The sequence below is a fragment of the Streptomyces sp. NPDC107538 genome (assembly GCF_055657445.1).
Genome location: NZ_JBVKAY010000012.1, coordinates 222,462 through 235,786, shown reverse-complemented (window position 1 = coordinate 235,786; position 13,325 = coordinate 222,462). Strand labels below are relative to the sequence as shown.

Here is a 13,325-nt window from a genome sequence, read left to right as displayed (position 1 = left end):
GGTGCGGGTGGGTGGGGGCTGTTCGCGCAGTTCCCCGCGCCCCTGAAAAGCAGGGGCTGCGCCCCTCTGCTTTTCGGCCCGCAGGGGCCGTGTCTTTCAGGGGCGCGGGGAACTGCGCGAGACGCCCCACCGGGCCCGCAGCCGACAACGCACCCCCCGACGGCTACGCCGGTTCGTCGTCCGTGTGTGGGGCGCAGCCCAGGACGTGGGACTTGACCAGGTCGGCGATCCGGGGGTCGCGACGACGGAACGCCGCCACCAACTCCTCGTGCTCCTCCGCATAGGACTGCTGGACCGTGCCCAGCCAGCGGATGCTGAGCGCCGTGAAGACCTCGATGCCCAGCCCCTCCCACGTGTGCAGCAGCACCGAGTTGCCGGCCGCCCGCACCAGCTCACGGTGGAACGCCACCGTGTGCCGCACCTGGGACGTCCCGTCCGCGTTGCGGTCCGCCTCGTAGAGCGCGGCCACATGCGGCTCCAGGGCCGAGCAGTCCTCCGCCAGCCGCTCCGCCGCCAGCTCCGCCGCGATCGCCTCCAGCCCGGCCCGTACGGGGTAGCTCTCCTCCAGGTCCGCCGCGGTCAGATTCCGCACCCGTACGCCCTTGTTCGGCGCGGATTCGATCAACCTCAGCGACTCCAGCTCGCGCAACGCCTCCCGCACGGGAGTCTGGCTGACCTCCAGCTCCGTGGCGATCCGCCGCTCCACGATCCGCTCACCCGGCTTCCAGCGCCCGCTCACGATCCCCTCCACGATGTGCTCGCGGATCTGTTCGCGCAGCGAGTGGACGACGGGCGCGGTGGTCATGCGGGCTCCTTCGGCGGGGGACCGGCGGGGGACGGGACCCGAGGGCGTTGACCTCTAGACAATAAAGCCGTGCCCCTCCCGTGGAGAGGCGCATGAGGGTGCTTTCGCGCAGGTGAGACGAGACTTACACGCTCCCCCGGGGAGCCGGTTTGTAAAGACCCGTACCGGCCAGGCTCAGGGGCCTCGTCCTCGACCCGGCGCGAACACGGCGGTGCCCCGCCCGGAGAACTCCGGACGGGGCACCGCCGTACTGCGTGGAACCCGGGGGTTACAGGCCGAGCTCGACCTCGAACTCGCCCGCCTCCAGGATCGCCTTGACGGCCGTCAGGTAACGGGCCGCGTCGGCGCCGTCGACCAGGCGGTGGTCGTAGGAGAGGGTCAGGTACGTCATGTCGCGGACGCCGATGACCGTGCCCTCCTCCGTCTCGATCACGGCGGGGCGCTTGACCGTGGCGCCGATGCCGAGGATCGCGACCTGGTTCGGCGGCACGATGATCGTGTCGAAGAGCGCGCCGCGCGAACCGGTGTTGGAGATGGTGAAGGTCGCACCGGACAGCTCGTCCGGCGTGATCTTGTTCGCCCGGACCTTGCCCGCCAGGTCGGCGGTGGCCTTGGCGATACCGGCGATGTTGAGGTCGCCCGCGCCCTTGATGACCGGGGTCATCAGGCCCTTCTCGGAGTCCACCGCGATACCGATGTTCTCGGCGTCGAAGTAGGTGATCGTGCCCTCGGCCTCGTTGATCCGGGCGTTGATCGGCGCGTGCGCCTTCAACGCCTGGGCCGCGGCCTTGACGAAGAACGGCATCGGGGAGAGCTTGACGCCCTCACGCGCCGCGAACGAGTCCTTCGCGCGGGCCCGCAGCTTCATCAGACGCGTGACGTCGACCTCGACGACCGACGACAGCTGCGCCTGCTCGTGCAGCGCCTTGACCATGTTGTCGCCGATGACCTTGCGGATGCGCGGCATCTTGATGGTCTGGCCACGCAGGGGCGAGGCCTCCAGCGACGGCGCCTTCTTCGCGGCGGCAGCAGGGGCCGCGGCGGCCGGAGCCGGGGCAGCGGCGGCGGCCTTCGCGGCCTCGGCGGCGGCGATGACGTCCTGCTTGCGGATACGGCCACCGACGCCGGTGCCCTTGACGGAACCCAGATCGACACCGTTCTCGGCGGCGAGCTTGCGCACCAGCGGGGTGACGTACGCACCCTCGTCGGTCGCCTGGGCGGCGGCCGGCGCGGGAGCGGCCGGAGCCGGGGTGACCGGAGCGGGCGCGGGAGCCGGCGCGGCCGGAGCAGCGGCGGCGGGCGCCGGGGCCGGGGCGGCCGGAGCCACCGGCGCGGGGGCCGGAGCCGGAGCCGCGGGGGCGGCCGGGGCGGGCGCGGGGGCCGGCGGGGCCGGGGCAGCGGCGGCGGGCGCCGGAGCCGGGGCGGCCGCCGGAGCGGCACCCGGGGCGCCGATGACGGCCAGCTTGGCGCCGACCTCGGCCGTCTCGTCCTCGGCGACGGTGATCTCCAGGAGCACACCGGAGGTGGGCGCCGGGATCTCGGTGTCGACCTTGTCCGTGGAGACCTCCAGCAGCGGCTCGTCGGCCTCGACGGAGTCGCCGACCTCCTTGAGCCAGCGGGTGACGGTGCCCTCGGTGACGGACTCGCCGAGCGCCGGGAGGACCACGTCGGTGCCCTCGGCGGAGCCGCCGCCGGTGGCCGCCTCGGCGGTCGGGGCGGGCGCGGGGGCCTCCTGCTCGGTGGAGGGCGCGGCCGCGGCGGGCTCGGGGGCCGGGGCCTCTTCGGCGGCGGGGGCCGGGGCGGCGGCGGGCGCACCCGTGCCGTCGTCGATCAGGGCCAGCTCGGCGCCGACCTCGACCGTCTCGTCCTCGGCGACCTTGATGGACGCCAGCACGCCGGCGACCGGGGAGGGGATCTCGGTGTCGACCTTGTCGGTCGACACCTCCAGCAGAGGCTCGTCGGCCTCGACGCGCTCACCCTCGGCCTTCAGCCAGCGGGTGACAGTGCCCTCGGTGACGCTCTCGCCGAGCGCCGGAAGGGTTACGGAAACCGCCATGGTTTCTGTTGCTCCTTAACGATTGCGGAAGTCTGGATCGTCGCTTCGTCGACCGAGGGGTCAGTCGTGCGAGTGCAGCGGCTTGCCCGCGAGGGCCAGGTGGGCCTCGCCGAGCGCCTCGTTCTGCGTCGGGTGGGCGTGGATGAGCTGGGCGACCTCGGCGGGGAGGGCTTCCCAGTTGTAGATCAGCTGGGCCTCGCCCACCTGCTCGCCCATGCGGTCGCCGACCATGTGGACGCCGACCACGGCACCGTCCTTGACCTGGACGAGCTTGATCTCGCCCGAGGTGTTGAGGATCTTGCTCTTGCCGTTGCCCGCGAGGTTGTACTTCAGAGCGACGACCTTGTCCGCGCCGTAGATCTCCTTGGCCTTGGCCTCGGTGATGCCCACGGAGGCGACCTCGGGGTGGCAGTACGTCACCCGCGGGACACCGTCGTAGTCGATCGGCACGGCCTTCAGGCCGGCCAGACGCTCCGCCACCAGGATGCCCTCGGCGAAGCCGACGTGCGCGAGCTGGAGCGTCGGGACCAGGTCACCGACGGCGGAGACGGTCGGGACGTTGGTGCGCATGTACTCGTCGACGAGGACGTAGCCGCGGTCCATGGCGACGCCCTGCTCCTCGTAGCCGAGACCGGCGGAGACGGGCCCGCGGCCGACGGCCACCAGCAGCAGCTCGGCCTCGAACTCCTTGCCGTCGGCGAGGGTGACCTTGACACCGTCCTGGGTGTACTCGGCCTTCGAGAAGAAGGTGCCCAGGTTGAACTTGATGCCGCGCTTGCGGAACGCGCGCTCAAGAAGCTTGGAGGAGTTCTCGTCCTCGAGGGGGGCCAGGTGCTTCAGGCCCTCGATGATCGTGATGTCGGTCCCGAAGGACTTCCAGGCGGAGGCGAACTCGACGCCGATGACACCGCCGCCGAGGACGATCGCGGACTTCGGCACACGGTTCAGGACCAGGGCGTGGTCCGAGGAGATGATGCGGTTGCCGTCGATCTCCAGGCCCGGCAGCGACTTCGGCACGGAGCCGGTCGCCAGCAGGACGTGACGGCCCTGGACACGCTGGCCGTTGACGTCGACGGAGGTCGGGGAGGACAGCCGGCCCTCACCCTCGATGTAGGTGACCTTGCGGGAGGCGATGAGCCCCTGCAGACCCTTGTACAGGCCCGCGATCACGCCGTCCTTGTACTTGTGCACGGCGGGCACGTCGATGCCCTCGAAGGTGGCCTTCACACCGAACTGCTCGCTCTCGCGGGCCTGGTCGGCGATCTCGCCCGCGTGGAGCAGGGCCTTCGTGGGAATGCATCCCCGGTGCAGGCAGGTGCCGCCGACCTTGTCCTTCTCGATCAGGGCGACGTCCAGGCCCAGCTGAGCCCCGCGCAGGGCCGCGGCGTAACCACCGCTACCACCGCCGAGGATCACTAGGTCGAAAACGGTGCTGGCGTCGTTCGCCACGTCACGTCCTCCATGCATGTGCGCCGTACGCCGGTCGTCCATGACCGCGCGGCGGCTGGGTCCGGCCGCTCTTCTTCGGCCCTGTGGTGGGGGCCCTGTCCTGCCGAGCCCCATCTTCGCACTTGTCGGGAAGGAACGAGACGCCGGGCCGGGGTGTGAGACACCACACGCTCAGATGTGACGGACCCGGGCCCCGAGGGGCGCGGGGAACTGCGCGACGAGCCCCACGGACCCGCAGCCGCCCACGCCCCTCAGGCATCGAGCTCTTAGGCGGACATCACCCCAGGTCGCCGGAGGCAGCCCGCTCGGCCAGCCGCACCAGCGTCCGCACCGCCGTCCCGGTCCCACCCTTGGGCGTGTACCCGAAGGGACCGGACTCGTTGAACGCCGGGCCCGCGATGTCCAGGTGCGCCCAGGTGATCCCCTCGCCCACGAACTCCTTCAGGAAGAGCCCGGCGACGAGCCCGCCGCCGTACCGCTCGCCCATGTTCGCGATGTCGGCGGTGGGGGAGTCCATCCCCTTGCGCAGGTGGTCCGGCAGCGGCATCGGCCACGCCGGCTCGCCCGACTCCTCCGCCGCCTCGTGCACCGCGGAGCGGAACGCGTCGTCGTTGGCCATGATCCCGAACGTCCGGTTGCCCAGCGCCAGCATCATCGCGCCGGTCAGCGTCGCCACGTCGACGATCGCGTCCGGCTTGTCCTCGGAGGCCTTGGCGAGTGCGTCGGCGAGGACGAGGCGGCCCTCCGCGTCGGTGTTCAGCACCTCGACCGTCTTGCCGCTGTACATGCGCAGCACGTCACCCGGGCGGGTGGCGGAGCCGGACGGCATGTTCTCGGCGAGGGCGAGCCAGCCCGTGATGTTGACCTCCAGGCCGAGGCGCGCGGCGGCGACGACCGCGGCGAACACGGCGGCGGCACCGCTCATGTCGCACTTCATCGTCTCGTTGTGCCCGGCGGGCTTGAGGGAGATACCGCCCGAGTCGTAGGTGATGCCCTTGCCGACGAACGCCAGGTGCTTCTTCGCCTTGGAGTGGGTGTACGACAGCTGCACCAGCCGGGGCGTGGCCGCGGAGCCCGCGCCGACGCCGAGGATGCCGCCGTAGCCGCCCTTGGCGAGCGCCTTCTCGTCGAGGACCGTCACCTTGACGCCGTGTTCCTTGCCCGCGGTCTGCGCGACGGCGGCGAAGGCCTCCGGGTCGAGGTCGTTCGGCGGGGTGTTGATGAGGTCGCGGGCGCGGTTCAGCTCCTCGGTCACCGCGATCGCGCGCTCGACGGCCGCCTTGTGGGCCTTGTCGCGGGGCTTCGCGCCGAGCAGGGTGACCTCGGCGAGCGGCGCCTTGCCGTTCTTCGCCTTCGCGTTCTTGCCCTGCTCCTTGTAGGCGTCGAAGGAGTACGCGCCGAGCAGCGCGCCCTCGGCGACGGCGGCCACGGCGTCGGCGGTCTCGACGGGCAGCGCGAACGCGGCCTTCTTCGTCCCGGACAGGGCGCGGGCGGCGGCACCGGCCGCGCGGCGCAGCGCCTCCGCGCCGAACGAGCCGTCCTTCTCGGGCACCGCGCCCAGGCCCACCGCCACCACGAGCGGCGCCTTGAAGCCGGACGGCGCGGGCAGCTTCGTCACCTCGCCCTCGGCGCCCGAGGCACCGAGGGTCGTGAGGAGGCCGGCCAGCCTGCCGTCGTACGCCTTGTCCACGGCCTCGGCACCCGGCGCTACGACCGGTGCCTCGGCGCCCTTCGCGACACCGACCACGATCGCGTCGGCCCTGAGGCCCGGCGCGGCGGCGGTACTGAGAGTGAGAGCAGTCACGGTGGTGAAATCTCGCTTCCGATTGAGTTTCGGTGGCCGAACGGATGGGTCGACGTGCCGAGAACGAGCCTAGGCCCTTGTTCGGCCCATCGGACCTGGGGCGTCGGCCGGTTGCGCTCCCGCCGTCCGTACACCGTCCGCGCGGTGTCCGCTGCGACCAGCCTCCCCGACTTTCCGCTCCGGCCGTGCAGGGAGATCCCCATGTCTTCGGCATAGGGGGATCCCTTATCGCCGGATGGGGCGCCGCGCCTCCGGTGGGTCCGCGCGCGGGGCGCCATGGTCTCCGCGCGTAGCGTGCCCGCCGGATTTCGCTCACTCCTGCGGGCATTCACCCCTATGTGGCTTCATGGTCATTTTCGTGCTTCGGCTGCCCTGACCTGGGCCACACTCGTCCCGCCGGTGAGTGATCAACTCATCGGTCCTCATCTATTTCCACGGATTCCCCCCGGCATGCGCTCCGGTCCTGCCGCGGGACATCTTTTTCGGAAAGGGCGAACATGACGCACAGCGTGCCCGGATGGAGAAGCGCCGCCGCGGTCGTGGCGAGCGCGAGCCTGCTGGCGGCGGGCGTCGGCATACCCGAAGCGTCGGCCGCCGCCGCACCGCGCGTCGACCTCAGGGTCCTGGTGCTGGACAACGGCGACAGTCCCGTACAGGCCATCGCCGAGGAACTGAAGAGCACCGGCGTCCCGTACACCCGCGTGAACCTGAACGACACGAACCGCCCGACGATCGACGCCGCCTTCCTGAGCGACACGGCCGGCGGCACCCCGCGCGCCAAATACCAGGGAGTGGTCCTGCCCAACGAGGCCCCGTTCGGCGCGGGTTCGGCCGAGCAGACCGCCCTGGAGACGTACGAGCGGACGTACGGCATCCCGCAGGTCGACGCCTACACCTGGGCGCACCCCGGGGTCGGGCTCGACTACACCAGCGAGGGCGGCTGGGCGGGCTCCCTCGACGGCCGCGAGGCCACGGTGACCGCCGCCGGGAAGGCCGGCCGCTTCGGCTATCTGGACGGAATGTTCACCTTCGAGGACAACTCCGCGTCCACGCAGGAGAGTTACGGCTTCGTCGCCCGGCCCCGCGCGGGCTACACCAGTTACGTCGACCTTCCGGTGCCCGGCGGCAGCGGCCGGGGCAGCCTGGTCGGCGAGTACGCCCACGACGGGCGCCGCGAACTGGTCGTCACCTTCGCCTACAACCAGCACCAGCGGCAGTTCCGGGTGCTGGCCCGGGGCATCGTCGAATGGCTGACCGACGGGGTGCACCTCGGGCGCAACCGGAACTACTTCGCCGTCCACGTCGACGACGTCTTCGCGCCCGACAGCCGCTGGGACACCGAGCGCGACTGCACGCCCGGCAGCTTCAACTGCGGTGAAGGGGAGGGCGCCGGGACCGAGCCGATCCGGATGACCGCCGCCGACGCCGAGTACGCCGGGCAGTGGCAGCAGTCCAGCGGCTTCACCCTCGACATGGTCTACAACGGGGGCAGCGGCGAGGAGTGGAAGGCGGCGAACGGCAACGCCGACGCCCTCACCGACCGGCTGGTCGCCGACCGGGCCGCGTACCGCTGGATCAACCACACCCACACCCACCAGTACCTCGGCTGCGTCCAGGACACCTCGACCGTCCCGTGGAGCTGCGCGAAGAACGCGAACGGCACCACCCGCTATCTGAGCCGCGCCGAGATCGCCCGGCAGATCCGCGACAACCACGACTGGGCCGTCGCCCGTGGCCTCGCGGTACGGCGCGACGAACTGGTGACCGGCGAGCACTCGGGTCTGCGGACGCTGCCGCAGCAGCCGGACGACAACCCGAACCTCGCGGGCGCCCTCGCCGACAACGGTGTCAAATGGATCGCCTCCGACAACTCCCGTGAGCCCGCCCAGCGTCCGGTGGGCGCCGCGCTGACCGTGCCCCGGCATCCGATGAACGTCTACTACAACGTGGGCACGGCCGCCGAGATGGTCGACGAGTACAACTGGGTCTACACCTCGGCGGCCGACGGCGGCAGCGGGATCTGCGAGAACAACGCGACCTCCACCTGTCTGGCCGCCCCGCTGGACCCGGCCACGGGGTACGCGGCGCACATCGTCCCGCAGGAGGTCCGTACCGCCCTGCTGCACGTCGTCGGCAACGACCCGCGACCGCACTACGCCCACCAGTCCAACCTGGCCGAGGAGCGCCTGCTCTACCCGGTCCTGGACCAGGTGCTCGCCGACTACCGGGCCCTGTTCGCCTCCGACACCCCGCTGGAGAGCCCCCGGCAGAGCGCGGTCGGCACCGAACTGAAGCGCCGGACCGCCTGGCAGACCGCCGTCGCGAACGGCACGGTCACGGCGTACCGGATCGGCACGACGGTGACGGTGACGGCCCCCAAGGGGATCGAGATCCCGCTGACGGCCCCGAAGGGCACAGTCCAGCAACTCCCGCTCGGCACCACCACGTTCGGCACCCCGTACGCGGGAGCCCGCTCGACCTGGATGACGCCGGCACCACTCCAGTCGGCCGTAAAACTCAAGTTGCCGTAGAGCGCCCCTGAAAGGGGCGCGGGGCTGTATCAGATATGCGGCTCCGCCGCGGGGCGCGATCAACCCCCACCGACCCGCGGTCGGCGTCCGGGCCCGCAGTTCCCCGCACATCATCCGCGTAACAGCAACAGGGGGGAGCGGCGCAGCCATGCGCACCGGCAGTCATGTCACCATGCTCACCGAAGGCACCTACCCGCATGTCCACGGAGGGGTCAGCACCTGGTGCGACCAACTCGTCCGCGGCATGCCCGACATCGAGTTCCACCTCGTGTCGCTCACCGGAACCGGCCGCGAACCCGTGACCTGGGAACTGCCGCCGAACGTGTACCGGCACACCTGCGTACCGACCTGGGGCCCGCGCCCCGGCCGCGCCCGCGCCCCGTACGGCGCGGCCCGCCGCCGCTTCACCGACGCCTACGAACGGCTCCTGCTCTCCGTCCTCGACCCCCGAGCGCCCCGCGACTTCGGCACGGCCCTGTACGAGCTGGCCGGACTCGCCCGCGACGGACACCTGTCGGCGGCCCTGCGCACCGAGTCGGCACTGCGTTCGCTGATGTGGATCTGGACGATGCCGCACCTGCCGACCGCCGCCGCGCACCCCACGGTCCACGACGCGCTCACCGCCACCGACCTGCTGGAACACGCCCTGCGGCCGCTCGGCGCCCGCATCCCGGAGGACTGCGTGGCCCACGCGGTCAGCGGCGGCCTGGCCACCCTGCCCGCGCTCGCCGCCCGTGAGCTGGACGGCGTACCGTTCCTGCTCACCGAGCACGGCATCTACCTCCGTGAGCGCTACCTCGGCCACCGGGGCAGCGACCAGCGCTGGCCGGTGAAGGCGTTCATGCTCGGCTTCCACCGCGAGCTGACCCGGCTCGGCTACCGCGCCGCCGACCTCATCACCCCCTGCAACCAGTACAACCGCCGCTGGGAGGAGCGCGGCGGCGCCGACGCCGAGAAGATCCGTACGGTCTACAACGGCGTCGACCCGGCCGCCTTCCCGCACGCCGGCCCCGAACCCGAGGTGCCCACCCTCACCTGGTGCGGGCGCGTCGACCCCATCAAGGACCTGGAGACGCTGCTGCACGCGTACGCCCTGGTCCGCGCCGAGATCCCGCGGGCCCGGCTCCGGCTGTTCGGGCCCGTGCCGCCCGGCGGCGAGGAGTACCGGACCGAGCTGGAGAAACTCGCCGCCGAACTGGGCGTCACGGACGGGCTCACCTTCGAGGGCCGGATCACCGAGGTCCGGCGGGCCTACGCCGCCGGGCACATCGTGATGCTCTCCTCCATCTCCGAGGGCTTCCCGTTCTCCCTCATCGAGGCCATGTCCTGCGGCCGTACGACCGTGTCGACCGATGTCGGCGGGGTCCGCGAGGCCGTCGGCGACACCGGGATCGTCGTCCCGCCGCGCGAGCCGGAGACGATGGCCGCCGCCGCGCTCACCCTCCTCCGCGACGACGAACTCCGCCTGGGACTGGGCGAGTCGGCGCGCCGACGGGTGATCGACCGGTTCACCCTGCGCCGGTCCGTGGACGCCTTCCGCACGATCTACCGGGAGCTGGCGGGCCGGGACGAGACCGTGTACGAGCCCGCCGTGGAGACGGTCGCCGACTGGACCGTCGAACTGCGCGACCCCTGGTACCGGTCCGGGGCGACGGACGGATCCGACTGGTGAGCCGCGACCTGCCCCCGCCCCCCTCCGCCCGGCCGGGCGCCCTCCCCGCCGTCCCCCGGCAGCGCAGACCGCGCTGGGCCGAGCCCGACCCCGTCGACCAACTGGCCGAGCGACACCGGGAGTTCGTGGCCGCGGCCGTCCACCCGGACGAGATAGCGGCCCTGCTGGAGTCCGACGGCATGTCGGACGACCGGACCCGTCAGCGCTACGGCTGCCGCAACTCCTTCGCGCTGGCCGAGGAGTTGTACGACCGCGTCGAGCGCGCCCACCCCGAACCGCCGGGCCCCGCGCCCGACCCCTGGCGGATCGGTCTGCTGGGCTGTCTGCTGCGCGGCGTGGTCTTCGCCCTCCCCGGCCTCGCCTACGTCCTCGGCGCCCCCCTCCTGGCAGGCCCCCGGGACGGCTCCGGCCTGCCCGCCGGTACGGTCCCGCTGCTGGCCGGTGCCCTGTGCGGCTGGATGTGGAACCAGGGGCTCGCCCACCGGGCGTACTCCTGGCTGGGGTTGGGCGACCGGGACGCGTGCCTCCGCTCGCTGGCCGTCGGGGCGCCGGTGGGCGCGCTGCTCTGCACGGCGGTCGCCTCTCTGGCGGCGGGTGACGGCGCCCCGGGCCCGGTGCTCTTCGCCGCCGGGGAGGCCTGCTATCTGGGCGCCGCGACCGTGCTGCTCGTCCTGGGCCGCGAACGGGCGCTGCTGCACAGCCTGACGCCGATGGCCCTGGGCGCGCTGTTCGCCCTCGCCCAGCCGGTGCCCGTCTGGGCGAGGCTCACCCTGCTGGCCGGCTCCCTGGTGGCGGTCGTGCTCCTCGCGACCCACGAAGTGGCGCCCGTCGTAGGGCAGTTGCGGTTCCGAGGAGCCACCCTCCGCAGCGCCTCCGGTGGTGGCAGGGAGACAAACCCGGCCTCGCCCCGGCTCGCCGCCTCCCTCCCGTACGCCTTCTTCGGCCTCGGCATCGGGGTGCTGGTGCTGTACGCGGCCGTCGGGGACGTGCTCGCCCACGAGGGACGCGGCTCGGTCGCGACCCCCGCCGCCGTGGCGCTCACGCTCAGCATGGGCCCCGCCGAATGGCTGCTGTACCGCTTCCGCAGCGGAGGCCTCACCGGACTGCGCTCCACCAGCACCCCGGGCGCCTTCTGGCGGGCCACCACGGTGACCCTGGTCCAGTGCCTGGCCGGCTACCTCGCCTCCCTGCTGGTCCTGGCGCACGCCACGGCCGCGCTGTGGCCCGGGGCCCCACGCCTCGACGCCGTCCACTTCGCGGGCCTGCTCCTGCTGGGCGCGGTGCTCTGGACGGGCCTGCTGCTCCAGTCGTTCGGCGCGGTCCTGGGCGCCGCCGCCGTCTGCTGCGCCTCGGCCCTCGCCCAGACCCTGGCCCTGGCGGCACACCCGGGCGACCCGCACGGCGTCGGGCTGCTCGTGTACGGCGGCACGGCGGCCCTCCAGGCCTGCCTGGTCTGCGGACTGCTGGGGAGGGCGACGGCACACCGATGATCACAACGACCCCACTGCCCCGTTCCCGCCCCTCCCTTCTGGTCCCCTACTACGAGCACCCCCGCGACCGCCCCGCCGAATGGGACGCCCTCGTCGCGGCGGCGCCCCACCTCTACGGCGTCGTCCTCAACCCGGCCTCCGGCCCGGGCGACGCCCCCGACCCGGCGTTCCTGCGCATCGCGGGCCGGCTGCGGACGGCCGGCGTACGCCTCCTCGGCTACGCGGACACCGGCTACGGCCGCCGGCCCGTCGCGGAGGTCGTCCGCGAACTGACGCGCTACCACGCCTGGTACGGCACCGACGGCGCGTTCCTCGACCAAGTGGCCGCCGAACTCGGCGAGTTCGACTACTACCGGCGGCTCGCGGCAGCCGTCTGGGGCGCCGGCCCCGCCACCCTCGCCCTCAACCACGGCACCCCGCCGCACCCCGCGTACGCCAGGATCGCCGACCTCGTCGTCACCTTCGAGGGCACCTGGGAGACGTACCGGGACCAGCCGTCCGAGCCCTGGCCCGGCGGCACCGGCGGCCTCGGCGCACGGGTCTGCCATCTGGTGCACGGAGTGCCGCCGGACATCGACGTCGGCGCCCTGGCCCGGGCCCGGGGCGCCTCCGTGCACTGTGCGGTGCCCGGGGTGGGGGATCATCCCTGGGGTACGTTGCCGCACGCTTTGGAGCCCGTCCGATGAGCCGCGCCCTCGCCCGTAGCGCCCTGTTGTCCCTGCTCCTGCTGATCGCGGGGTGCACCAACGCCTCCGACGACGAGCCGGACACCGGCGGCGGGACGGGCGGGGGCGGTGGTGCGGCCCGCTGGCGGCCGGAGCCCGGCACCGCGTGGCAGTGGCAGCTCAGCGGGCGCCTGGACACCTCCGTCGACGTGCCCGTCTACGACATCGACGGCTTCGACCAGTCCGCCGACACCGTCGCCGACCTGCACGACGACGGCCGCAAGGTCATCTGCTACCTCTCCACCGGCGCCTGGGAGGACTGGCGCCCGGACGCCGACGACTTCCCGAAGTCGGTGATAGGCCGGACCAACGGCTGGGAGGGCGAGTACTGGCTCGACATCCGCGAGTTGGACGTCCTCGAACCCCTGATGGCCGCCCGGATCGACATGTGCGCGGAGAAGGGCTTCGACGCCGTCGAGCCCGACAACATGGACGGCTACCGCAACAGGACCGGCTTCCCCCTGAAGGCCGCCGACCAGCTCCGCTACAACCGCCTCGTCGCCCGCCTCGCCCACGAACGCGGCCTCGCGGTCGGCCTGAAGAACGACCTCGACCAGATCCCCGAACTCGTCGACGACTTCGACTTCGCGGTCAACGAACAGTGCGCCCAGTACGAGGAGTGCGAGGAGCTGACCCCGTTCATCGAGGCCGGCAAGGCCGTCTTCCACGTCGAGTACGAGTTGCCGACGGGCGACTTCTGCCCCGAGGCCCGGCGCCTGGAACTCAGCTCGCTGCTGAAGAAGTGGGAGCTGGGGGTGTGGCGGAAGGCCTGCTGAGCACCCCGGGCGGCAGG

Annotated in this window: 9 protein-coding genes; 5 read left to right on the top strand and 4 right to left on the bottom strand. The window is 72.4% G+C overall.

Features of this window, described 5'->3' with window-relative positions; genetic code table 11:
- Positions 1-163: 163 nt before the first annotated feature.
- The 4 genes from ACZ7MG_RS33585 to ACZ7MG_RS33570 all read right to left on the bottom strand — a co-directional run bounded on the left by ACZ7MG_RS33585 (position 164) and on the right by ACZ7MG_RS33570 (position 6,114).
- Positions 164-805 carry a GntR family transcriptional regulator gene (locus ACZ7MG_RS33585; protein WP_005478380.1) on the bottom strand — a complete coding sequence of 214 codons (642 nt, stop codon included), beginning with the start codon at positions 803-805 and terminating at the stop codon, positions 164-166.
- A 268-nt stretch (positions 806-1,073) separates the two neighbouring features.
- Complete coding sequence (gene sucB, locus ACZ7MG_RS33580; RefSeq protein WP_471395839.1) at positions 1,074-2,861, bottom strand: 2-oxoglutarate dehydrogenase, E2 component, dihydrolipoamide succinyltransferase; 1,788 nt, start codon at positions 2,859-2,861, stop codon at positions 1,074-1,076.
- Between the two features lie 60 nt (positions 2,862-2,921).
- Positions 2,922-4,310 carry a dihydrolipoyl dehydrogenase gene (gene lpdA / locus ACZ7MG_RS33575; protein ID WP_471395838.1) on the bottom strand — a complete coding sequence of 463 codons (1,389 nt, stop codon included), beginning with the start codon at positions 4,308-4,310 and terminating at the stop codon, positions 2,922-2,924.
- A 277-nt stretch (positions 4,311-4,587) separates the two neighbouring features.
- Positions 4,588-6,114 (bottom strand): leucyl aminopeptidase, encoded by a 1,527-nt coding sequence (locus ACZ7MG_RS33570; RefSeq protein WP_471395837.1) that lies wholly within the window; start codon positions 6,112-6,114, stop codon positions 4,588-4,590.
- A gap of 497 nt (positions 6,115-6,611) precedes the next feature.
- Here ACZ7MG_RS33570 and ACZ7MG_RS33565 point away from each other — a divergent pair, with 497 nt between their 5' ends.
- The 5 genes from ACZ7MG_RS33565 (at position 6,612) to ACZ7MG_RS33545 (ending at position 13,308) form a co-directional block, all read left to right on the top strand.
- Positions 6,612-8,645, top strand: coding sequence for a hypothetical protein (locus tag ACZ7MG_RS33565; RefSeq protein ID WP_471395836.1), 2,034 nt, complete (start codon positions 6,612-6,614; stop codon positions 8,643-8,645).
- 148 nt (positions 8,646-8,793) lie between these two features.
- A complete protein-coding gene (gene pelF, locus ACZ7MG_RS33560; protein ID WP_471395835.1) occupies positions 8,794-10,317 on the top strand; it encodes a GT4 family glycosyltransferase PelF in 1,524 nt (507 codons plus the stop codon).
- Complete coding sequence (locus tag ACZ7MG_RS33555; RefSeq protein ID WP_471395834.1) at positions 10,314-11,807, top strand: hypothetical protein; 1,494 nt, start codon at positions 10,314-10,316, stop codon at positions 11,805-11,807. The genes pelF and ACZ7MG_RS33555 overlap by 4 nt, the downstream gene beginning before the upstream one ends.
- Positions 11,804-12,493, top strand: coding sequence for a spherulation-specific family 4 protein (locus tag ACZ7MG_RS33550; RefSeq protein ID WP_471395833.1), 690 nt, complete (start codon positions 11,804-11,806; stop codon positions 12,491-12,493). Before ACZ7MG_RS33555 ends, ACZ7MG_RS33550 begins: the two co-directional genes overlap by 4 nt.
- The gene (locus ACZ7MG_RS33545) at positions 12,490-13,308 is read left to right on the top strand and encodes an endo alpha-1,4 polygalactosaminidase (RefSeq protein WP_471395832.1); all 819 of its coding nucleotides are present in this window, start codon (positions 12,490-12,492) and stop codon (positions 13,306-13,308) included. Before ACZ7MG_RS33550 ends, ACZ7MG_RS33545 begins: the two co-directional genes overlap by 4 nt.
- The last annotated feature ends 17 nt before the right edge of the window (positions 13,309-13,325 follow it).